The 22018-nt window shown below is 61.6% G+C and carries 22 protein-coding genes; 9 read left to right on the forward strand and 13 right to left on the reverse strand.

Annotated features, from left to right (window positions below; genetic code table 11):
* The first annotated feature begins 79 nt into the window (after positions 1-79).
* From HK439_RS03290 to HK439_RS03300, 3 genes are all read left to right on the forward strand, one after another.
* Positions 80-1105, forward strand: a complete 1026-nt coding sequence (locus tag HK439_RS03290) for an ABC transporter permease (protein ID WP_190289937.1) — start codon at positions 80-82, stop codon at positions 1103-1105.
* Entirely contained in the window at positions 1102-2277 is a 1176-nt protein-coding gene (locus HK439_RS03295; protein WP_235987549.1) for an ABC transporter permease, read from the forward strand. Before HK439_RS03290 ends, HK439_RS03295 begins: the two co-directional genes overlap by 4 nt.
* Before the next feature lie 68 nt (positions 2278-2345).
* Positions 2346-2939 carry a class I SAM-dependent methyltransferase gene (locus HK439_RS03300; RefSeq protein ID WP_190289938.1) on the forward strand — a complete coding sequence of 198 codons (594 nt, stop codon included), beginning with the start codon at positions 2346-2348 and terminating at the stop codon, positions 2937-2939.
* A gap of 84 nt (positions 2940-3023) precedes the next feature.
* Here HK439_RS03300 and HK439_RS03305 read toward each other — a convergent pair whose 3' ends face one another.
* Positions 3024-3311, reverse strand: a complete 288-nt coding sequence (locus HK439_RS03305) for a DUF1330 domain-containing protein (protein ID WP_190289939.1) — start codon at positions 3309-3311, stop codon at positions 3024-3026.
* A gap of 98 nt (positions 3312-3409) precedes the next feature.
* Here HK439_RS03305 and HK439_RS03310 point away from each other — a divergent pair, with 98 nt between their 5' ends.
* On the forward strand, positions 3410-4300 hold the full coding sequence (locus HK439_RS03310; RefSeq protein WP_190289940.1) for a LysR family transcriptional regulator: 891 nt from the start codon (positions 3410-3412) through the stop codon (positions 4298-4300).
* A 6-nt stretch (positions 4301-4306) separates the two neighbouring features.
* On the opposite strand, the gene HK439_RS03315 is transcribed toward HK439_RS03310, so the two are convergent.
* The 5 genes from HK439_RS03315 to HK439_RS03335 form a co-directional block, all read right to left on the reverse strand.
* Complete coding sequence (locus HK439_RS03315; RefSeq protein WP_190289941.1) at positions 4307-5014, reverse strand: ABC transporter ATP-binding protein; 708 nt, start codon at positions 5012-5014, stop codon at positions 4307-4309.
* Complete coding sequence (locus HK439_RS03320; RefSeq protein ID WP_190289942.1) at positions 5011-5766, reverse strand: ABC transporter ATP-binding protein; 756 nt, start codon at positions 5764-5766, stop codon at positions 5011-5013. Before HK439_RS03320 ends, HK439_RS03315 begins: the two co-directional genes overlap by 4 nt.
* Entirely contained in the window at positions 5763-6716 is a 954-nt protein-coding gene (locus HK439_RS03325) for a branched-chain amino acid ABC transporter permease (RefSeq protein ID WP_190289943.1), read from the reverse strand. Before HK439_RS03325 ends, HK439_RS03320 begins: the two co-directional genes overlap by 4 nt.
* The gene (locus tag HK439_RS03330; RefSeq protein WP_190290029.1) at positions 6713-7597 is read right to left on the reverse strand and encodes a branched-chain amino acid ABC transporter permease; all 885 of its coding nucleotides are present in this window, start codon (positions 7595-7597) and stop codon (positions 6713-6715) included. The genes HK439_RS03325 and HK439_RS03330 overlap by 4 nt, the downstream gene beginning before the upstream one ends.
* Positions 7598-7708: 111 nt before the next feature.
* Positions 7709-8884, reverse strand: coding sequence for an ABC transporter substrate-binding protein (locus HK439_RS03335; RefSeq protein ID WP_190289944.1), 1176 nt, complete (start codon positions 8882-8884; stop codon positions 7709-7711).
* 398 nt (positions 8885-9282) lie between these two features.
* On the opposite strand from HK439_RS03335, the gene HK439_RS03340 reads away from it, so the two are divergent.
* The 3 genes from HK439_RS03340 to HK439_RS03350 all read left to right on the forward strand — a co-directional run bounded on the left by HK439_RS03340 (position 9283) and on the right by HK439_RS03350 (position 12391).
* The gene (locus HK439_RS03340) at positions 9283-10350 is read left to right on the forward strand and encodes an SH3 domain-containing protein (RefSeq protein WP_190289945.1); all 1068 of its coding nucleotides are present in this window, start codon (positions 9283-9285) and stop codon (positions 10348-10350) included.
* 161 nt (positions 10351-10511) lie between these two features.
* The gene (locus HK439_RS03345) at positions 10512-11021 is read left to right on the forward strand and encodes a hypothetical protein (protein ID WP_190289946.1); all 510 of its coding nucleotides are present in this window, start codon (positions 10512-10514) and stop codon (positions 11019-11021) included.
* A 182-nt stretch (positions 11022-11203) separates the two neighbouring features.
* Positions 11204-12391 carry a lytic murein transglycosylase gene (locus HK439_RS03350; protein ID WP_190289947.1) on the forward strand — a complete coding sequence of 396 codons (1188 nt, stop codon included), beginning with the start codon at positions 11204-11206 and terminating at the stop codon, positions 12389-12391.
* A gap of 26 nt (positions 12392-12417) precedes the next feature.
* Here HK439_RS03350 and HK439_RS03355 read toward each other — a convergent pair whose 3' ends face one another.
* Both HK439_RS03355 and soxR read right to left on the reverse strand, forming a co-directional pair.
* Positions 12418-12984 carry a cupin domain-containing protein gene (locus tag HK439_RS03355; protein WP_190289948.1) on the reverse strand — a complete coding sequence of 189 codons (567 nt, stop codon included), beginning with the start codon at positions 12982-12984 and terminating at the stop codon, positions 12418-12420.
* A 54-nt stretch (positions 12985-13038) separates the two neighbouring features.
* Positions 13039-13521, reverse strand: coding sequence for a redox-sensitive transcriptional activator SoxR (gene soxR / locus HK439_RS03360; protein WP_190289949.1), 483 nt, complete (start codon positions 13519-13521; stop codon positions 13039-13041).
* An 83-nt stretch (positions 13522-13604) separates the two neighbouring features.
* Between soxR and HK439_RS03365 the strand changes: the two genes are divergently transcribed.
* Positions 13605-13988: a VOC family protein gene (locus HK439_RS03365; protein ID WP_190289950.1), complete on the forward strand. Its 384-nt coding sequence runs from the start codon at positions 13605-13607 to the stop codon at positions 13986-13988.
* A gap of 117 nt (positions 13989-14105) precedes the next feature.
* Here the strand turns inward: HK439_RS03365 and HK439_RS03370 are convergent, their stop codons facing one another.
* From HK439_RS03370 to HK439_RS03390, 5 genes are all read right to left on the reverse strand, one after another.
* Positions 14106-14873 (reverse strand): SDR family NAD(P)-dependent oxidoreductase, encoded by a 768-nt coding sequence (locus HK439_RS03370; RefSeq protein ID WP_190289951.1) that lies wholly within the window; start codon positions 14871-14873, stop codon positions 14106-14108.
* Positions 14874-15094: 221 nt separating this feature from the next.
* On the reverse strand, positions 15095-16477 hold the full coding sequence (locus HK439_RS03375) for an adenylate/guanylate cyclase domain-containing protein (RefSeq protein WP_209011534.1): 1383 nt from the start codon (positions 16475-16477) through the stop codon (positions 15095-15097).
* A gap of 103 nt (positions 16478-16580) precedes the next feature.
* The gene (locus tag HK439_RS03380; protein ID WP_190289952.1) at positions 16581-17405 is read right to left on the reverse strand and encodes an MBL fold metallo-hydrolase; all 825 of its coding nucleotides are present in this window, start codon (positions 17403-17405) and stop codon (positions 16581-16583) included.
* An 11-nt stretch (positions 17406-17416) separates the two neighbouring features.
* Positions 17417-17872 (reverse strand): cyclic nucleotide-binding domain-containing protein, encoded by a 456-nt coding sequence (locus tag HK439_RS03385; RefSeq protein WP_190289953.1) that lies wholly within the window; start codon positions 17870-17872, stop codon positions 17417-17419.
* An 89-nt stretch (positions 17873-17961) separates the two neighbouring features.
* Positions 17962-20556, reverse strand: coding sequence for an ABC transporter transmembrane domain-containing protein (locus HK439_RS03390; RefSeq protein WP_190289954.1), 2595 nt, complete (start codon positions 20554-20556; stop codon positions 17962-17964).
* 217 nt (positions 20557-20773) lie between these two features.
* Here HK439_RS03390 and HK439_RS03395 point away from each other — a divergent pair, with 217 nt between their 5' ends.
* Positions 20774-21994, forward strand: a complete 1221-nt coding sequence (locus tag HK439_RS03395) for a glycosyltransferase family protein (RefSeq protein ID WP_190289955.1) — start codon at positions 20774-20776, stop codon at positions 21992-21994.
* Positions 21995-22018: the final 24 nt, after the last annotated feature.

The raw sequence follows: 22018 nt of genomic DNA on the forward strand, positions 1-22018 counted from the left end.
CAGGAGATCGATCAGGGTCCGGCCCGCCGGGCCCTGGTTGGAATGAGGAAGGCGCACGGGGGCGCCGGGGGCAGTCTTTATGATCTATTACATAGTGCGCCGGATCGTGACCATGATACCGACGCTGTTTGTAATCAGCTTTTTGATTTTCTTTATCATTGAACTTCCTGCCGGGGATTACATCTCCAACCAGGTCGCCGCCCTGAAGTCGTCCGGGGAATCCGCTTCGATTGCCAAGCTGGAGTTCATGCGCAAGGAATTCGCGCTCGACCGTCCCTTCTTCGAACGTTACCTGATCTGGGTCGGGCTCTGGTCCGGACCCCATGGTTTCGACGGACTGCTGCAGGGCAACTGGGGCTGGTCGTTCGAATTCGCCAAACCGGTCGAGGAGGTGATAGGCCCGACCTTGCCGCTGACCGTCATCTTGAACTTCGCCACGATCCTGTTCGTTTATGTGGTGTCGTTCCCGATCGGCATCTATTCGGCGACCCGGCAATATTCCTGGGGCGACTACGGCTTCACCTTCCTGGGCTACATCGGGCTCGCCACGCCGAATTTCCTGCTCGGCCTGATCATGCTCTACCTGTTTAATATATGGTTCGGCCTGTCGGTCGGCGGCCTGATGGCGCCGGAATATATCGACCAGCCCTGGAGTGTGGCCAAGGGACTATCGGTTCTGGCGCACCTGATCGTGCCGACCGTCGTGATCGGCACCTCCGGAACGGCGGGCATGATCCGGCGCCTGCGCGCCAACCTGCTCGACGAACTCCACAAGCAATACGTGACGACCGGCCGGGCGAAGGGGCTGAAGGAAGGCCGGCTCCTGGTCAAGTATCCGCTCAGGATGGCGCTGAACCCGTTTATCGCGGATATCGGCAACCTGATCCCGTCCCTGGTCTCCGGCTCGGTCATCGTGTCCGTGGTTTTGAACCTGCCGACCGTCGGTCCGGTGCTTCTGTCCGCCCTGCAGTCGCAGGATCAGTACCTGGCGGGGTTCATCCTGCTGTTCGTCGCCGTTCTGACCCTGATGGGCATGCTGGTCTCCGATCTGCTGCTTGCGGTGCTTGATCCCCGAATCCGTCTCGGGGGGAGGGCCGCGTCATGACCGGAACCCGCATGGAAAACGAAAATACGGTCGAGCACTACGTCGACCCGGCGCCGTTCAATCCGGCAACGACCGAAGCGCTGACGCCCGAGCAGGAACGCTACTACCAGGCGTCCCAGTGGAAGATCATGTGGTGGAAATTCAAGCGCCACAAGATCGCCGTCTGGTCCGGCGTCGTGCTGATCCTGTTCTATCTCTGCGTGCCGTTTGCCGAAGTCATCGCGCCCTACACGCCGAACACCCGCGACAGCCAGCATCTTTATGCGCCGCCCCAGCCCTTGCACCTGTTCCATGAGGGCAAGTTCGTCGGCCCCTTCGTCTACGGCATGAAATCCGAGATCGACATGACCGTGATGAAGTGGGTGTTTACGCCCGATCCCGCCAAGGTTCAGCCGATCCGCTTCTTCTGCCGGGGCGACGATTACATGTTCTGGGGCCTGTTCAAGGCAGACTTCCACCTGTTCTGTCCGGCCAAAGGCGGAACCCTGTTCCTGGCCGGCACCGACCGGCTGGGCAGGGACCAGCTTTCGGGCCTGATCTACGGCGCGCGCCTGTCGCTCACCGTCGGTCTGGTCGGCGTGGCGATCTCCATTGTGCTGGGCCTGTTCTTCGGCGGGATCGCCGGCTATTTCGGCGGCATTCTGGACAGCGCGATCCAGCGTCTCATCGAGATCATGCGCTCCCTGCCGGAACTGCCCTTGTGGATGGCGCTGTCGGCCGCCCTGCCGGTGACCTGGAGCCCGGTCTGGATCTATTTCGGCCTGACCATCATCCTGGGCCTGCTCGACTGGCCGGGCCTTGCCCGCGCGGTGCGTTCCAAGCTGCTTTCCCTGCGCGAGGAGGAATATGCCAAAGCCGCGGTCCTGATGGGGGCAAAGCCCGGGCGCGTGATCGGACGCCACCTGCTGCCCGGTTTCACCAGCCACATCATCGCCTCCGCGACCCTGTCGATTCCCTCCATGATCCTCGGGGAAACGGCGCTGTCGTTCCTGAACCTGGGGCTCAGGCGGCCGTCCGTCTCCTGGGGTGTCCTGCTCAACGAGGCGCAGAACATCTCGGTCGTCACCGTCTATCCGTGGCTGATGGCGCCGGTCATTCCGATCATCATCGTCGTGCTCGCCTTCAATTTCCTCGGCGACGGTTTGCGCGACGCGGCAGATCCCTATAAGTGATCGTCTGACACCTTGACCGCACCCGGACAGGCTTCTGGCTGCCGGGCGCCATGAGAACCGGAGAAACCATGTCGAAGAATGCGAGTACCGCCGAAGGTTGGGACGAGGAATACGAAGCAGGCCGCTGGGCCTTTCTGCGCTCTCTTCCCGAAAGCGGCCGCTACGGCATCATCGGCATGTGGCTGAGCCTGACAGATACGTTGTCCGACGTGCTTGATATCGGCTGCGGCGAGGGACTGCTCTACGAACGCCTCGCGCCCATGGGGCTCAAGCGCTACGTCGGCATGGACCTGGCGCCGGCTGCCCTTGAAATCGCCAATGTCGACCCGAAGATCGCCGCCCTTCGCGCCGGCGACATGCACAGCTTCGAGCCGGAGCCGGGCGAGACCTTCTCGGCTATCGTCTTCAACGAGGTCCTGCATTTCGCCGAGGATCCGGGCGCGGTTGTTGCCCGCTACGTGCCGTTCCTGAAGGAAGACGGCGTCATCGCGCTTTCCATGTATTCGCCCAAGCGCCCTGAAAGCGGCGCCAACAAGCTGATTGCCCGGCTGTGGGAAGCGACCGACGATACGACGAAGTGGGACGTCCTCGACGATTACCGCCTCGTCTCCGACAAGAAGGGCGTCACCTGGCGCATGCGGCTGGTCAAGCCGGTTCGCTGACGCTCCCTGAGCGGTCTGAATACGATGGAAATCCGATGGGGAAGGGGCGCACTGCGCCCCTTCGTTTTGTTCGTGCTGCCGGGATCAGTTCGGCAGAACAATGATGGTGGACCGGCCGCCCGCATTGCGCAGGGCATGGATCTCGGCCAGGGCCGGATCCTGACGCCATCCTTTCGCAGCTTCCACACTCGGAAAGCTCAAGAGGGCCGTCATGTCCGGCACGTCGCCGGCCGCTTCCAGAACGACGGGCTGCGGATCGCCGGCCAGCACCTTGCCACCGTGCCGGGCAAGGGCCTCTGCGGCGGCTTCCCGGTATTTTGCAAGGGTTTCCCGGTCGGTGACTGTAATCATGGCAAGAGCCTGGACACTCATGGAATTTCCTCCTGTTTGAGAGAGAGGAAACATAGGCGCGTGTGTCGATGATAAAAATTCCACAAATATGGAAGCATCCTGTGCAATAATGCACAGCCATGGAGAACTGGGACGATCTGAAATTCGTACTGGCCGTTGCCAGGGCCGGCGGACTGTCGGGCGCTGCCAGGAAACTGGGCGTCAATCACTCCACCGTTTCCAGACGTCTGTCGGCTCTGGAGACCGCACTCGGCACACGGCTCTTCGAGCGTCTGCCGCTTGGACTGGTAACGACGGCCGCCGGCACGGAGGCGGTCGAGGCCGCCAAAAAAATCGAGACGGAACTTCTGGCGCTCGATACCCGCATCACCGCCCAGGATGCCGACCTGGAAGGCCCGTTGCGGGTGACTGCGGCCCAGCTCATATTCCAGGTTCAACTGGCGGAAATCGTCGCCCGCTTTGCGGAACGCCATCCGCAGATCGAGCTGTCGATGATTGCGGCCAATGAAGTTCTGAGCCTGCAGCGCGGCGAGGCGGATGTCGCGGTCCGGGTCACCGACCGTCCGGATGACACCCTGTTCGGGCGCATGGCGACAGGGCAGAGCCGGGGCTTTTACGCATCGAAAGCCTATCTGCGGACCCATGAAGAGGCCTTGTCGAAGACATCCGATCCGGCGGAAATTGCCTGTGTCACCTTCAAATGGTGGGACCAGGGGCCGCCCAAGGAAATCCGCGAGCGGTTTCCGAACGCCTACGCTTCGGTCGTCTGCGACGACATGATTGCGCTTCATGCCGCTGTCCGGGCCGGGCTCGGCATTGGCCGCTTGCCCTGTTTTCTGGGCGATCCCGACCCGGACCTCGATCGCGTCCCGGGGTTCGAGCTTGCCCGCTACCTGGATATCTGGATCCTGACCCATCCGGACCTGAAGCATGTGGAACGCATCCGCCGCTTCATGCGCTTTGCGGCGGATGCGTTCAAGGCGAATGCCGGGCTCTACCTCGGAAGGTGAAGGGCCTCAGGTGCTCAGGAAGCGCGCCTTGACGGTCGGGTCTGCCGCAAGCTCCTCGCTGGTGCCGGTCCAGACCGTGTTGCCCTTCTCGATGACCACGTGCCGGTCGGCGAGCCGCTCCAGGGCCGAGACCGTCTTGTCGACCACCAGGATGGCCTGGCCGTGGCTTTTGAGCCCTTCCAGGCAGGACCAGATTTCGGCGCGGATGAGCGGGGCGAGGCCTTCGGTCGCCTCGTCGAGGATTAAAAGCTTCGGATTGGTCATCAGCGCCCGGCCGATGGCAAGCATCTGCTGTTCGCCGCCGGAAAGCTGGGTGCCGAGATTGCGCCGGCGCTCTTCGAGCCGGGGAAAGAGACCGTAGACGGTCCTGAGCGTCCATGCGCTTCCCGCACGCCGGGCAGCGGTCGCAACGAGATTTTCCTCCACCGTCAGGGTCGGGAAGACCTGCCGGCCTTCGGGAACCAGTCCGAGACCCGCCTGTGCGACCCGGTAGGACGGTTTTCCGGCCATGTCCGTGCCGTCGATCCGGATGGCGCCGGCGGATGCCTTGAGCATGCCGAGAACCGTCTTGATGGTCGTCGTCTTGCCCATACCGTTGCGGCCCATAAGGGTCACGACCTCACCCGGGTGAACGGAGAGCGAGACATCGAACAGCACGCGGCTGTCGCCGTAGCCTGCCTGAAGGTTCCGGACGTCGAGAATTGGCGCGCTCATGCGGTTTCGTCCTCCCCGAGATAGGCCTCGCGGACCTTCGCGTCGTTCCGGATTTCGTCCGGCGTTCCGGTCGCGACGATGCCGCCATAGACGAGGACGGAAATCCGGTCGGCGAGCTGAAACACCGCATCCATGTCATGTTCCACAAGGAGCATGGGAATGCTTGCCTTGAGGGACTTCAGTACCTCCACCAGGTTCCGCGTTTCCTCCGGTCCCGTGCCGGCCATGGGCTCGTCCAGAAGCAGAAGCTTCGGCTCTCCGGCCAGTGCAATTGCCAGTTCCAGCACCCGCTTCTCGCCGTGGCTGAGATTGCCCGCACGCGCATCCGTCCGGTGAGACAGGTTGACCGTGTCGAGGATCGCGCGCGCCTTGCTGTTGAGGCTCTCGTCGGTAGCGGCCGGTTTGAAGAAATGGAACGAATGTCCATGGTGCGCCTGCACGCCGAGCGCCACGTTTTCCAGAACGGAGAACTCGGGCAGGATTGCCGTGATCTGGAACGAGCGGCCGAGGCCGAGTTGCGCCCGCCTTGCCACGGGAAGGGCCGTCACGTCGCGGCCGGCAAAGAAAACCTTGCCGCTGTCCGATTGGACATTGCCCGCGATCTGGCCGATCAGCGTGGTCTTGCCGGCGCCGTTCGGACCGATCACCGCATGGATTTCGCCCGGAAAGACCTCAAGCGACAGGTCTTTCGTCACCTGCAGGGCGCCATAGGCCTTGTTGAGGTTTTTCAACTGGAGTGCGGGAGCGGTCATGACTTGTCGCCTCCCTTGATCAGGCCGAGAAGGCCGCCCTTGCCGTAAAGCACCACGAGGATCAGGAGCGGTCCGAAGATCAGCCGCCAATGCTCGGTATAGCCGGAGAGCACTTCCTCCATCGACAGGTAGGCGACCGCGCCGAGAATGGCGCCGTGCAGTGAGCCCAGCCCGCCGAGGATGACCATGACGAGGATCTCGCCGGAGCGTTGCCAGGACATGTAGGCGGGCGAGACGAATTCCGACTGGTTGGCCATGAGCGCACCGGCAAGCCCGGCGATCATCCCCGCAATGACATAGGCGGCCAGCCGGTAGCGGTAGGGATCGATGCCGATGGCGTGAAGGCGCGCCTCGCTCTGCTTCGCTCCCTTGAGCACCCGCCCGAAGCGCGATCCGGCAATCTGCTTGAGGAGCAGCGTAACGGCGAGCAGGACGCCGAAGACCAGATAGTAGAACGATGTATCGTCGGAAAAGAGCCCGGTGTCGAAGAACTCGCTGCGGCTCCAAAGCGTCAGGCCGTCATCTCCGCCATAGGCTGAAAGCGATGTGGCGGTGAAATAGGCCATCTGGCCGAACGCGAGCGTGATCATGATGAAATAGACGCCGCGGGTCCTTAAGGAGATCGCCCCGGTCACCAGGGCGAACAGGCCGGATATCAGGATTGCCACCGGAAAGGATATCCAGGCCGCCCAGATGTCGCTGTCGGCCAGAATGCCGACCGCATAGGCGCCGAGGCCGAGATAGGCGGCGTGCCCGAAGCTTACCATGGCTCCGATCCCGAGGATGAAGTCGAGGCTGACGGCGGCAATAGCCAGCACCAGGATGCGGGTGACGAAAAGCAGGATGAACCGGTCATCCGTGAAAGCGGCATAGGCAGGCACCAGGGCCAGCAGCGCAAACAGAAGGATCGGCACGATCCGGTTCCGGAAGAGGAATGCGGTACCGGTCATGCGGTTCTCACAGGAAACAGGCCGCTCGGGCGGAAGAACAGGACGCCGGCCATGAGGATATAGATCAGCATGGAGGCAATGGCCGGACCGACGTCATTGGCGGCCGATGGCGGCAGCAGCATGCGGGCGATGTCTGTTGCGAACGAGCGCCCGAGCGTATCGACCAACCCGATCAGGAGGGCTGACAGAAAGGCGCCGCGGATAGAGCCGATGCCGCCGATGACGATCACCACGAAGGCGAGGATCAGGAGATTGTCGCCCATGCCCGGTTCCACCGACAGGATCGGCGCGGCCATGATGCCGGCAAAGCCCGCGAGCATGGCGCCGAAACCGAAGACGATCATGAACAGTCTGCGGATATTCACCCCGAGGGCTGCAACCATCGGCGCATTGCTGGCGCCGGCCCGCACCAGCATGCCGACGCGTGTACGGGTCACCAGCACATAGAGCAGGGCCGCCACGCCAAGGCCCGTCCCGAGCAGCGCCACCCGGTAGACCGGGTAGTTGAAATTCTCAAACAGCCGGATCGAGCCGTTCAGCAGTTCCGGCACCGGAACGGACAGGGGGGCGGCACCCCAGATCACCTTCACGGCCTCGTTGAGGAACAGGATCACGCCGAAGGTGGCGAGCACCTGGTCGAGATGATCCCGATCGTAAAGGTGGCGGAAGACAAGGAACTCCAGCAACAGGCCGCAGGCAAGCGCCGCCAGCAGGGCCAGCGGAAGCGCCAGCCAGAAGGAGCCGGTCAGCTTGTAGGCGGCCACCGCCAGATAGGCGCCGAGCATGTACTGGACGCCATGGGCGAGATTGATGAAATCCATGACGCCGAAGACCAGCGTCAGCCCGGCCGCAATCAGAAACAGGAGGATGCCAAGCTGCATTCCGTTCAGGGTCTGAACGGCCAGAAGAGTCGTGCTCAAAACGAAATGTCCGGTCGAAAGTTGTCGTGTCGGGGAGAGCCCGGACGGAAAGTCCGGGCTCCCGTACGGCGGTTAGTTCATGCGGCAGGAGCCGGCATAGGCATCGCCGAAGTCGTCAAAGACCTTCTCGACGGCTTCCGTCACATAGCTGTTTCCGTCCTTGACCGCCTTCGTCAGATAGAAGTCCTGGATCGGGAACTGGTTGGTGTTGAACTTGAAGTCGCCGCGGACGCTTTCGAACGGAGCTGCGTTCAGGGCCGAGAGGAGGGCGACCTTGTCCTTGATGCCGGCCATGCCGACTGCCCCGTCGATCAGCTGTGCCGCGTCATAGCCCTGGGCGGCGTAGAGCGACGGTGCGTAGCCGTATTCCGCCTTGAAGTCGCGAACGAACTTGGCGTTTGCCGGATTGTCGAGGTTCGGAGCCCATTCTGCCCCCGAATAAAGACCGACGGCCAGATCCTTGGTGGCGGGAAGCGTCGTCTCGTCGACGGTGAAAGTGGACAGGAACGGGATGACGTCCTTGAGACCGGCCTGGGAGTACTGCTTGACCAGGTTCACGCCCATGCCGCCCGGCATGAAGGTGAAGATCGCGTCCGGCTTCAGATCGGCGATCCGGGCGAGTTCGGCGGAGAAATCGAGCTGGCCGAGCTTGGTGTAGATTTCGGCCGCGACTTCACCGGTGTAATGGCGCTTGAAGCCGGCGATGGCATCTTTGCCCGCCTGATAGTTCGGCGCCATGACGACCATCTTGCCGTAGCCCTTCTGGCTGGCATAGCGGCCCATGACCTCATGGTTCTGATCGTTCTGGTAGGATGTGGAGAAGAAATACTTGCTGCAGCCCTTGCCGGCGATCGGAGACGGGCCCGCATTGGCACCGATGAAGATCGTTTCGGACTGAACGATCGGCTTGTAGACGGCCATCATGACGTTGGAGAAGACGACGCCGGCCATGATGTCGACCTTGTCGCGCTCCAGGAGCCCCTGGACCTTGGTCAGGGCCGCATCGGGCTTCAGTTCGTCATCGACCACGATGACATCCGTATCCATGCCGCCGAGTTTGCCGCCGGCCTGTTTGACGCCGAGCAGGAAGCCGTCACGCATGTGCTGGCCGAGCACCGCGGGCGGACCCGACAGTGTGGCAAGGAAGCCGATCTTGAGGCCTTCGGCGCTGGCGGGCGCAGTTGCTGCGCCGAGACCGGCAAGGCCGATGGAGGCGCCAACCGCGACCGCTGACAGAATTTGCTTCATTGTAGTCGTCCCCTCGTGACTTTCGGATTGGGCAGTTTCCCGATTCATTTGTTTTTCTGCGGGATACCGCCGGTTCGGTGCCAGATTAATAGCAAGCCGGTACGGCACACAATCACTCAGGCCTTGTAAACGGCGAAACCGGTTACTGCCTGATCGTACCTTCCCGGCCTTACCCTCCTTTTCCGGCATCCTGGAATTCCTTTAAGCTTAAAATAATTTTTGAACGCTCCGCAAGCTTTCTGTCGTCCGGGTCGACAGAAAATGTCATGCGATTATCAGATGCTCGCCCAATTTCGGTCCGGATACCGCCACATAGGCGCGAATTAATGAGGATACGGGCAGGGGAAATGGCGTTCGGGCGCAATGTAATTGCGCTCGTTATGTCCACGGAGGGCACCATGTTCAAGTATTCTATGCCATCCACGCAGCCGATCGTTGCGGCTGAGTTTCACGGTATCCCGGAGTTTTCGGAAGAACGGGAAGACGAGGTCCGGGACCGTCCGGATCTGACGATTGTCCGGGCCCCTTCCGCAGCGCCGCCCCGTCTGCGCGGTGTGGAGGCGGAAGACGACGGAGATCTGATGATCCCGGATATTCTGCGAAAGCCGCCGGATATTCACGTCGATCAGGACCAAGAAACCGCCTGGCACGGACCTGCGGAAAGAAACTTCCGCCTGCTTCCGGTCGCGGCTGCATCGGCGGCCGGTCTCCTGCTCGTTCTTGCCGGAGGCGCGATGATCTATGCTGCCGGTACACTATCGAACCGGGACACCGGGACCGTTTCCGTAAAAACGATCTCCCTTGAAGGACAGACGTCAGCCGGTTCGGACGGGGATGCCGGCCCGCAGGCATCTGCTCCTGTAAAGGCACAGGCGTTTGACCAGTCGGGCTTCGACCTGCGTTTCAATTCCGCAAAGGCTGCGGATACCCATCCGGGCTCGCTCAAGATCAAGAGCCAGGACCGCATCGCGAAAATACCGCTGGAGAAGACCGGAAAGGCCGGAGCAGGGGAGCTTTCGTCGCGCCCCGGATCCCGCTCTCATCTGCCGGTCCTCGGCTATGCGTCGGTTCCGAACCCCCATGTCGGATGGGATGAAGGCCAGAAGGCGATTTCGTCCGCTGCCGACAGGGCGTCTTTGAAAGACGCCAGAATTGCTACTAATCAGCCGGCTGATGCAGTGCCGGCCGGCGGGACTGATGACGGGACCGACGTTGCAGCCTCGGCACCGGCCGTCACGCCTGCCGCCCCGGGAAATACGCTCGATCCCGGAGAAATGACGGAAACCTCCACTGTTACTGCGGATGTCAACCTTCGCAGCGCGGCAGAAAAGGATGCGCCTGTTCTGACGGTCGTGCCGAATGGAACGTCGGTCGGTGTCGGATCCTGCGATCGCTGGTGGTGCGCCGTCAGCTTCAACGGCCGGACAGGTTTCGTCGGCAAAAAGTTCGTCGACGGCAAGAGTTGACGGGATCAAAGGGCCGCAGAGGCCGCTTCGGACCGGAAGGTATCCGGATGTTAGGATTTGAAGCCTAACATCCGGCTCTCAAGTTCCTGCGAAAGACAAGCGCCAGGCAAGCCGGAGCGGATACGTTCGGGCAAGACTGACGCACAAGTCGAGAGGTTCCCATGATCGGCCCCGAACCGTGCCACCGCCCTCTTGCCCGAACCGACAAACGCCGTTTCGGCGCGCTTGCCGTTCTGCTCGCTGCAACATCGATCGTGCTCTCCCCGGGGCAAAGCTATGCCGGCGGCAGCCTCTCAACTTGTGAGGACTATGCGCGCGATTATGCCGATGCCCACGCGGGCAGTGGCGACCCGACGGGCGATATGGTCGACGAGGGCATGCGCGGTGCCGTTGCCGGTGGCGCCTGGGCCGGTCCCGGCGGCGCAAGGCGCGGTGCCCGGGCCGGAGCAGCCCTGAGCGTCCTGGATAATCTGGGGTCGACGCCGGAAGGCTGGCAGTCGCTTTACGACATGGCCTACCAGATGTGCATCAATGAAAACTCGCCGGCGAATTACCGGCCGGACCCGACGGTAAGCCCGAATGTCACCCCCGATTGCCGGTCTTCGGCGACCACCCAGCCGATCCCGCCATTGCCCGATGGCACGATCCGCGCGGGAAGCGGCTGTCCCTGAGCCAGAAACCGGATGCAATCCCTCTATTCAGCGCGCCTCCCTCGTGGAGAAGCCTTGAAAGCCTGTTGACGTCCGGGATACGGCAACGTCAACTGTGCCCGGTAATTTTGGTCGTAAACTTATTAGACGAGTCCACGACCCGACCCGTGTTGCCCTGAAAGTCGATTGATCAGAGAGCGCCCATGAACTTGTCCACCCGCATCGCCGTTTCCCTCATTTCCGGCCTTATGGTCGCCGTTGCGTCGCCTGCCTTTGCCAAAGTCCCGTGCGGCGGCGATTTCGGTCAGTTTCTGGAAGGCGTCAAACAGGAGGCAATTGCGTCCGGCCTTTCGGCGCGCGCTGCGAACCGCGCGCTCGCCGGGGCGCAGATCGATCGCAAGGTTCTGTCCCGCGACCGGGCGCAAGGGGTTTTCAAGCTGGATTTCCTCACCTTCTCCAAGCGCGCCATCTCAAGCTACCGGCTGAAAAACGGCGCGGCCAATATGCAAAAATGGTCCAGGGTCTTTAATCGGGCGGAAAAGGACTACGGCGTTCCCGCCCCCGTGATCACGGCCTTCTGGGCGCTTGAGACCGATTACGGCGGGTTCCAGGGCGATTTCAACACCGTGAATGCGCTGGCGACGCTGTCCCACGACTGCCGCCGGCCGCACCTGTTCCGGCCGCAGCTGATCGCCGCGATCGAGATGGTCCAGCACGGCGATCTAGACCCGCGCGGCACGACAGGGGCCTGGGCCGGGGAGATCGGGCAGGTGCAGATGCTGCCCGCCGATATCATCCGCTTCGGCGTGGACGGCGACCATGACGGCCACATCAACGTCAAGGCGAGTTCCGCCGATGCGATCCTCACGGGCGCGAAGTTCATTCAGCATCTGGGCTGGAAACGGGGCGAACCCTGGCTGCAGGAAGTCTCCGTGCCGGCCAACTTTCCGTGGGAAACGACCGGCCTCGACCAGCGCAGGAACGGCAGCGAGTGGGCCCGCATGGGCGTGAAGGCGCGCCAGGGCAAGATCGCCAACGTGCCCGCGGCGCTGATCCTGCCTCAGGGCCGCAAGGGGCCGATTTTCCTGGCCTACCGGAACTTCGACATCTATCTGGAATGGAACCAGTCCTTCGTCTACACGACGACGGCGGCCTATCTGGCGACCCGTCTCGGCGGCGCGCACGTCTATGACCAGGGCAATCCGGATCCGGGCCTGAGCGACCCGCAGATGAAGCAGCTGCAGAAGAAGCTTGAAGATCTCGGCTACGACGTCGGCAAGATCGACGGCATCCTCGGCTCGGGCACACGCCATGCCGTTCAGGAAATGCAGAAGAAGCTCGGCATGCCCGCCGACGGCTGGCCGACGGAGGAACTGCTGGCGCGGCTGTAAAAGCCGCGCGGCTTGAGACCCCCCGTTTACTGCGAGCCGCTTGGTGCTTTTTCCGGGATCGTCGGCTTGTGGCCGTCTCCGGTGAGAAATACGGCCAGGATACGCACCGGGGTCGTGCCTGTGTTGTGTCCCTGATGGGTCACGTGCATGGCTTCCAGAAAACCGTCGCCCGGTTTGTAGTGGCGTTCGCCGATGCCTTCATAGGTCACCGTCAGGTCCCCTTCGAGAATATATGCGTAAAGGGGCGTGCCGTGCTGGTGCCAGGCGGTCTTCTCGCCCGGTTCCATGGTGACGATCAGGGATTTGATACCCGGATCCTTCGCAGGAAAGACGACTTTCTCGCCGGCAATGGTGGAGTCGCCGGTGAAGACGTCGACGACCTTCTTGTAGGGCGTCTCGGCGGGCGCATCGGCGGCCTTTTCCTCCGACGCGACCGGCTTCGGCTTGGCGACGACCGGCGCGGCCGGCGACTTCGGCTTTGCGACCGGCGAAATCGAGACATCCGCAGCGAATGACGGCGATGTCAGCGCCGGCAGGCCCGGGATGGAAAGAACCGCGACGGCGGCCAAGAGGCGAATGTGATTGCAAACCATGTTTTGTCTCCCGCTCTGTTGGCAGAAGACTAGCCGCAGACAGGAAAAAAGAGGTTACCGTCCGGGCTCTTCCGTGTCGGAAGGCGAGGGCGCGATCACGAAGCGTGGGCCCGTGCCGCTGTGGCCGGCGCGGTCTTCCGGGTTATAAAGCGCGCAGCTTTCAAGCGACAGGCAGCCGCAGCCGATGCAACCGTCGAGCCGGTCACGCAGCCGGCGGAGGGTGGTGATCTTTCTGTCGAGATGACCGCGGAAGGTCTGGCTGATCCGCGTCCAGTCCCGCTTCGTCGGCGTCCGGCCCTCCGGCAGAGACTTCAGGTAGCCGGCGATCTCGGCGATGGTGAAACCGAATTCCTGGGCAATCAGCACGAAGGAAAGCCGGCGGATATCGGAGCGCAGGAACCGGCGCTGGCCGCCGGCGTTGCGGGCCGGTGTCACCAGTCCCTTCGTCTCGTAGAAGCGGATCGCGGAAACGGACAGGCCGGTACGTCTTGCCAGGTCGCCGATCGACAACAGGTCGTTGCCTCTTGTCCTTGCCATGTTTTTTATCCCAAACCCTTGACCTCAAGTAAGGTTGAGGTTCTAGATCAGGAACCTGTTCAAGTCAAACAGGAGGTAGGCCAATGGCCGATGCGTTTCTGGAACACGTCAACATCACCGTCAGCGACCCGGTGAAAACCGCGCAAAGGCTCGCCGACCTGTTCGGCTGGCATATCCGCTGGCAGGGCGAAGCCAAGGCCGGCGGTTACACGGTTCATGTCGGCAACGACAACTCCTATGTGGCGGTCTATTCGCTCGGGCAGCCGAAGGACGGCCCGGACAGCTACACCACCCGGGGCGGGCTCAACCATGTCGGTGTGGTCGTCGACGATCTGGAGGCAACCGAGGAAAGGGTCAAGGCCATGGGCTACACACCCCACAGCCATGCCGATTACCAACCCGGCCGCCGGTTCTACTTCGACGGCGACGACGGCATCGAGTTCGAGGTGGTGAGTTATCCGTACTGAGTGGATCTCCGTGCCGGACACGGTCGCGATGCGCATGCAAAAGGCGGCTTGAGGACAAGCCGCCTTGGACACTGATTTTATTATTCATCATCGGGCGATGCAGCCCGATGCAGCAGCCTACCGGGGCGCCATGCGGATGGCGCCGTCGAGGCGGATGGTTTCGCCGTTCAGCATGTCGTTTTCACAGATCGACCTGACGAGCTGGGCATATTCCGTCGCCCGTCCGAGGCGGGACGGGAAGGGAACCTGCTGGCCGAGGCTGTCCTGGACTTCCTGGGACAGGCCGAGCAGCATCGGCGTTTCGAATATGCCCGGGGCGATGGTCATGACACGGATACCGGCCTTGGACAGGTCCCGGGCGACCGGCAGCGTCATGCCGGCGATGCCGGCCTTCGAGGCCGCGTAGGCAACCTGGCCGATCTGGCCGTCGAAAGCGGCAACGGAGGCGGTGGATACGATCACGCCGCGGGCGCCGTCCGCGTTCAGCGGCTCAAGTTCGGCCATGGCGGTGGACGAGAGCGCGATACAGCGGAACGAGCCGACCAGGTTGACGGCAATCACCTTCTCGAACATGTCCATCGGATGGGGTTCGCCGCGAGACGTGGTCTTGGCGACCGGCGCGATCCCGGCGCAGTTGACCAGAATGCGTTCCGTCCCGTGAGCGGCCCGCGCCGCCGCAAAGCCGGCCTCGACGCTTGCCTGGTCGGTAACGTCGACACTCACGAACAGGCCGCCGATTTCCTTTGCGACCGCTTCGCCCTGCGTCTGGTCGCGGTCGAACAGCGCCACCTTGACGCCCTCGGATGCCAGCATGCGTGCCGTAGCGGCACCCAGGCCGGATGCGCCGCCGGTAACCACCGCGGCAATTTTGTCATTCAGTTGCATGTAGCCTCCGCATTCATCGATGTAAAATATTGATATTACGTCATATTTTTTATTCTTTTGACTTTGACGTAAACTGAAGAACGGAAACTGGCCTGAAATATCCGCAAGGTCAAGAGCAGATATGCAACGTTAATGCATCGGGCAGGGTGAAGATGGCCGGGGAACGTGCAGGGCGGCGGCTTCAGGCCATGGGAAGGGGAGGAACCGAGCTGTGAATGGCCCTATGCAAGCACCTTGAGGTCCAGCGGTGCGGCAAGACCGCTGATCGGGCGCGCAAGGCGATCCTGCGCGGGCAATCCGTCATAGCCCTGGGCAACGGCAAGGTCCCAGGTCACCGCATCTGTAAGGGCCTGGGAGGCTTCCTGCTTGTTGGCGTCTTCCAGCTTTGCCGCCCGGTTCACCGCATCTCCGATGACGGTGAATTCCAGCCGGTCGTGTGATCCCACGACACCCACGGTGACAGGTCCCGCCGCAACGGCAGTACCGATCCTGAAATCGCCCGGCCAGCCGGCGGCCTGAAAAAGGTCTTTTCTGTCCTGAATGGCCACAATAACCGCCATGGCAGCCCTCAAGGCATCGGCGGCGTAAGTCTTTGAAGAATGGATCGCGCCGAAGGTTGCGAGGATCCCGTCGCCGAGGAACTTGTCCACCCGTCCGCCCGCCCGCTCGATCACCTCGACTGCCGTGTCCTGATAGGCGGCCAGCACCGCCATGACCTTTTCCGGCGGCATGTGGTTGGCCGTCCGGGTGAAACCCCGCACATCCACATAAAGGATGGCGGCCTCCCGAACGACGCCTTCGCCGGCCTGCAGCCGGGCCTCTGCTCCCGTGATGGAGGCGGCGACCTCAGGCGCGAAGAAGCGGCGGAGATCGCTCGCCGCCGTCTGTTCGCGGATGGAGATCATCATCATTTTCCGGCCCCGGTAGAGGGCCGCAGTCAGGATCGCGGTCACGGTGATAATGACCACGGTCTTGTCCAGTTCCGCACCGATCAGGATGGAATTGCTGGTCAGGTATTCGACATAATTTCGCGTGATCCGCATGCTGCCCATGTCCGAGAAAACGGCATAGAGCACCAGGCCGATCCAACCGCACACCGCGACGAAGCCGGTGGTCAGCACGAACCTCGGATCGAACCGCAGGGCGCGAAGACTGATGAAGATGAACATGTACATCAGCGTCGGCGCCTTCAGATAAAAGGTCGGATGCTGATTGTACTGGATGTGAAAGGAAAAGATCAGGCCGACCAGGAGCGCCATGTCGACGCCGATGGAGACGACCAGATACCAGTTCGGCAGGATGATCCGGTAAGACAGGACCAGACGGACGAGTGTGAACAGGAAATAGATGCCAAGTCCGATCGGAACGAAATTGAACCCGGCCGTTCCTTCCGCACGCGGGGCAATGGCGTAAAGGGAGGAGAAGAACAGGACCAGGGCGAGCTGAACCCAGCCGATCAGGCGCTCCGATTCCGCTTCGCGCTGCCGGAACTCGTTGCGGACCCGTTCGGGTATACCCGCTTCCGGCAGTCCGCCGCGGAAAACTGACCTGATTGTCTCGCGAATCCCCGCCATCGCCGTCTCGTTTTCTTCGTTTGGGGGCATGATACGGTAAGTTTGTCCGGAATTGGACGGTTCCCCGGGCGACAGCAAGCCTTCCTCAGGCTTTGTGATCCGGCGTGATCGGTTGTGTCCTCCTACTGTGCCCCTAGGGCTTGAGCAGCATGCCCTCGCTCGCGACCAGCGTTCCCGGGTAGGCAGCGTCCGCCGCCATGCCGATTTCATCGAGTTCGTCGTCAGACCGGCGCGGGTCGTGGTGAAACAGCACCGGCACCTTAACATTCGCTTCCCTCGCCAGCGTAACCGCCTTCTGCCAGGTGGAGTGGCCCCAGCCCTTATAGCCTTCATATTCGTCGTCGGTGAACATGGCGTCGTAGATCATGAAATCGGCGCCTTCCACAAACCTGCGGACGTTGGCGTCGATCTCCGGATCGCCGTGTTCGTGGTCGGTGATGATGCAGATCGATTTGCCGCCGTAGTCGAACCGGTACCCGCAGGCCCCGCCCGGATGATTGAGGCGCACGGTTCTGATCACCAGGTCGTCATTGCGCGGCAGGATATCGCCAGCCTGGAATGTGCGGAAGTTGACCGCCTTCAGGGTCTTGGCGGCAACCGGAAAGATCGGGGGCGACATGATCCGTTCGACGATGTCCACCAGGCTGGTTTCGTCGAGGAAGTGGCCTGCCCAGGCATTCACCTCGAAACGGGGATCATAGGCGGGCTTGAAGAACGGCAGTCCGCAGATGTGGTCCAGGTGGGTGTGGGTGAACAGGAGGTCGAAGGCGACCGGCTCGCACTTGCACAGATCCGCCCCGAAATTGCGCGCGCCCGAGCCGCAGTCGACCAGCACGAGGGAATTGCCGGCGCGAATTTCGAAACAGGTCGTTTCTCCGCCGTAGCGGAGCGTGCTGGCGCCAGGCGTCGGTGTCGAGCCGCGCGCACCCCAGCAACGAAGCGAAAACTGGTCGGCCACTCAATACTCCTTCAAGCAGCCGCGCCCGAGCGGGCCGCGGCAAGATCGCGCGTGGTCTGTTCGAGTCTGAGGGCAAGGGTGCGCATGACTTCAAGGGCCATATCGGGAAATTCCTTCAGGAGTTTCAGAAAATCGTCCTTGGAAACCGTAAGCACATCCATATCGTTCGCCGCGACGAGGGTCGCGGTTCTCGGCACATCGCACAGGATGGCGATTTCCCCGACGATGGAGTTGGCCTCGACCTTTGCCACGGCTTTTTCCCCGTCGGGCGTATTGACCAGAACGTCCGCAGATCCTTTCAGGATGATAAAGGCCGAATCGCCTTCTTCTCCCTGGGTGCACAAGCGCTCTCCGGTCTTGTACTCCATCCGGTCGCTGATGAAGGCAAGAAGGCGCAGCTTTGTATCGTCGATACCCCTGAACAGGGGAACCTTTCTAAGGGCCCCGACTTCGCTTTCCAAAGACACACTAACCTCCTTTGCCGTCGGCGACGACGAGAAATCTGCCGGCCTTTGCCGGTATGCGGGTTTCAGAAAAGCATCTTGGTTGCCGATCCTCAAGCATCCTGAGTGCCTTTCGATGCGATCCGCCCCTGATCGAGGATAACCGCATGATCGAATTCGGCGGCAACCTCTTCGTTGGGAGTGCCGAACAACAGGGTCCGGCCGTCGAGAACTGTCCGGATAGACTGGCGCAATGTCCTGTCCTCATCGCTGAGGCCCGTGGCGATGTCGTCAAGAATGGTGACCTTCGCATTCTTCAGAAGTCCGCGGACAAGCGCCAGGCGCCGGCGTTGCTGGGCCGACAGGCGCGAGCCGGAAATGCCAACATGATAATTGAACCCGGCATAGGTGATCGGTTCGCGCAAGCCTGTTTCCTCAACCACCGAGCGCAGGACCTGGTCGATCCGCTGGCGTGCATCCCTTCGATCGACACGGGGGCGGCCGAACAGGAGGTTGTCTTCGATGGTCAGCGGCGGCAGATAGAGGTTCGGGTCGATCGCAAGGAATTTGTCGTCCTTATCGACCACCTGATCGCGGAACTGGGTGCGGGACGCAATGATCTCCGACTGCAGTTCGTCGGTCATGATGCCCAGACGATGGCGGGCCGGAACCAGCTTGAAGGCCAGCGACAGAAGCCGAACCTTGTCATTTTCCGAAAGCCCCGGTTTCTGCTGTTCGGACCGCACGACCCGGATCATGCGTTCGAAGTCCGGCAGCTCATCCTGGGTAATGAACGAGTAGTTGCCGAGCAATCCGCTGTCGCCGCTGACGTTCGCAAACAGTTCGACCATGGTTTCGGCGATCTTGATGCCGATCGACAGGAACTTCTTGTCAAGCCCGGTGCTGGCCAGGAATTCCTTGACCTCCGGAATCTCCGGCATCATGTCCGGAGTGATCTCCGGGTCCGTCGGCACCGCGAAGAACAGGTTTTCCGCAAGGCTGGCGCTGGGATTGAATGTCTTGATGTCCCACAGTTCGACCAGGTCCTTGAGCTTGGGGTCCTGGGCGATCCGTTGGGTGAGTTCCCTGCGGACGGCCAGTATTCGTTCGGCAAAGGCCTCGTTCATACCCGGATCGAAGCGGGACTGGAGGCCCAGCCGGTAGACATCCGCATCCAGGCCGACTGCGCCAAGCAGCTTGAGAGCTTCGGCATCCAATGCCTCCTCGCTCGCAGCACCGGTCGCCGACAGATCGTCCCACAGAGCCTCGATGTCATAGGTCGGGTTCTGGGTTTCCTTGGCTTCGAGAAGCCGGCGGCCGTACTCCCGCAAGGCATCTCCCGTGCGCTCCGGCGTTGTGATCGGGCGATGGCGCAGGCCGTAATAGAGGTTGTCCCGGATGGTTCCGGTCCAGATATGGATCGCGCCGCCGACATAGGCGATTTCCCGGCCGAGGGTCGCCGCCGTCAGCCGGTCGAGATCCTGGTCGCCGATTTCGACACGGCCCGAAGACGGACTGACGAGGCCGGCAGCGAGCTGCAAAACTTCCGACCGGCCGGACCCGTCCTGACCGACGACCGCGCAGGACTGCCCGGCCGGCACGGTCATGGTGATATCCATGACCTCCTGCCCGGCGGCTCCACCGGAAAAGGAGACATTCTGGAGGGTCAGGTCGCCGGACAACTCGATGTGTTCGTCGGAGGTCAGGCGCTCGACCGGGTAGATGTCGGGCGGATCGAAATTCTCGACGACGGTCTGATATTTCACGTCGACGTCGGCCACGATCTGGTAATAGGCGAGCAGCTCTTTCCAAGGACCGGCAAGGTCCTTGTAGGCGGCAATCACCGCGAGCAGCGCGCCGATGCTCATGTTGCCTTCAATCACCAGATAGCCGCCGATCAGGTAGAAGAAGAACGGCGTAAGTTGGTTCATGAAGTTGTTGAGAAACTTGATGAAATATTTCCGATTGAAAATCTCGTAGCGGATCTTGAAGTTTTCGTAGAGCCGGTCGGAGAAATCCGCCGAATGCCAGGCCGACGTGTCGTTTGCATGAATTTCCGGCACACCGGAAATGCTCTCGCCGATCTTGTCGGAGATCAGCCGGACGTTTTTCACCCGCTTGCGCGCCAGAAGCACCACCTTGCGCTGCAGCTTCGGGATCACATAGCCCTGGATCGGATAGGAACTCACGGCGGCAAGGCCGAGCAGCGGGTCCTGCATGAAGATGAAGCCGAGCTGCACGATCAGCATCCCGCCCTGATAGGCCGGCAGCGCGATCGCCTCGCCGATGAAACCGCCAACATCCTCGACTTCGGCCGTGATCATCGGAATGATTTCACCGGAGCTCACTTTCCGGAAATGCGGCAGCCGGAAGCGCAGAACCCGCTGGAAAAGGTCGAAACGCAGCCTGCGGAGCATGCGCTCGCCGAGCCGGCCCTTGAACACGTTGATGTAGAGCTTCAGGCCGTTCGATGTGACGACGAGGGCCAGGAAAGCGGAGCACAACAGAAACAGATAGGAAATCTGGTCGAATTCCAGGCCGAGAATGACCCGGGGAAAGCCGTCGCCCTGAACCGCGTCGTTGACGATCAGCTTCGGCAATTCGAGGAGAATATAGGTGATCGGATAAGAGATGACCGTAATGAGAAGAATGAAAATCTGCTGGCGTGCACTGAATTTCCAAATGAAGCGAAACAGGCTCTTTTCCATGTCGGCATCCAAATTGATAAAGCGCAACTGTGTGCACACACAGCCGGAATAGTATATTAACCAGGCAGCAGGGATGTGCTACCGGTGAATGACAAAGTCTTAAACGGAAATGACACACCAGCAAAGAAGCTGATTATTTCTGCGAGACTCTGCGTGACAAACGGACCTTCGGTGGGACATAAAACCCCGAGCAAGCAGGCGCACGTAACGGGGAAGTATGCGTTCCAACTCACCGAAGATCCTGATTTACAGCCATGATTCTTTCGGGCTTGGACACCTGCGTCGCTGCAGGGCCATCGCGCATTCCCTGGTGGGGATGTTCGACACCCTGTCGGTCCTGATTCTGTCCGGTTCTCCGATCATCGGCAGCTTCGAGTTTCGTTCCCGGGTCGATTTCGTGCGAATCCCCGGGGTGATCAAACTGCGCGACGGCGAATATACGCCGCTGTCCCTGCACCTGAATATCGATCATACCCTGGCGATCCGGTCATCGATCATCGAGCACACGGCGGAAGTGTTCGCGCCGGATATCTTCATCGTCGACAAGGAGCCGCTCGGTCTCCGCGGCGAGGTTCTCGGAACCCTGGAGGCTCTCAAGAATACCGATACGCGCCTTGTGCTGGGACTGCGCGATGTCATGGACGATCCGGAAATCCTGAAACAGGAATGGGAGCGCAAGAACGTCTTCCCGGCGCTGAAGGACCTTTACGACGAAATCTGGGTCTATGGCCCGGAGGGCGTGTGCAACCCGCTGGAGGGGATGGACGTTCCGCAGACCGTTCTCGACAAGGTCCGCTATACCGGATACCTGCGCCGGGATCTGCCGGAAGGGGCGGAGAACCTGCCGAAGCCGGCGCCCTTCGGCGACGAGCCCTATATTCTGGTTACGCCCGGCGGCGGCGGCGACGGCGTGGAAATGGTCGACTGGGTGATGCGCGCCTACGAGGCCAGAAAGCGCCCCCTGTTTCCCGCACTGATCATTCTGGGTCCGTTCATGCCGGCAGCCCATGTGGCCCATTTCGCCGAACGGGCGGAAAACCTGCGCGATGTGTCGATCCTCCGCTTCACGCCGCAGATCGAACCCTATCTTGCCAATGCCACCGCGATCGTGGGCATGGGCGGCTACAACACATTCTGCGAGATCCTGTCCTTCGACAAGCCGACGCTGATGGTGCCGCGCATCATACCGCGCCGGGAACAGGCGATCCGCGCTGACCGGGCGGAGCAAAGCGGCATCCTCACGGTGCTGCCCATCGAGCGGTATCCGGATCCGGGCCTCATGGCCGACGCCCTCGCCAGATTGCCGAAAAATCCGAAGCCTTCATCGGCCGGCATCGACAATCTGCTCGGCGGGCTGGATATCATCGGCGCCAGGGTTGGCGAAATCTTCCAGGAAAACCGCACGGCCCGCATCGACACCAAACGGGCTGTTTTGTAAACGTCGCCCGCACCTCACATCCGA

The organism is Roseibium aggregatum (genome assembly GCF_014692675.1).
In the GTDB taxonomy this organism is placed as follows: Bacteria; Pseudomonadota; Alphaproteobacteria; order Rhizobiales; family Stappiaceae; genus Roseibium; species Roseibium aggregatum_C.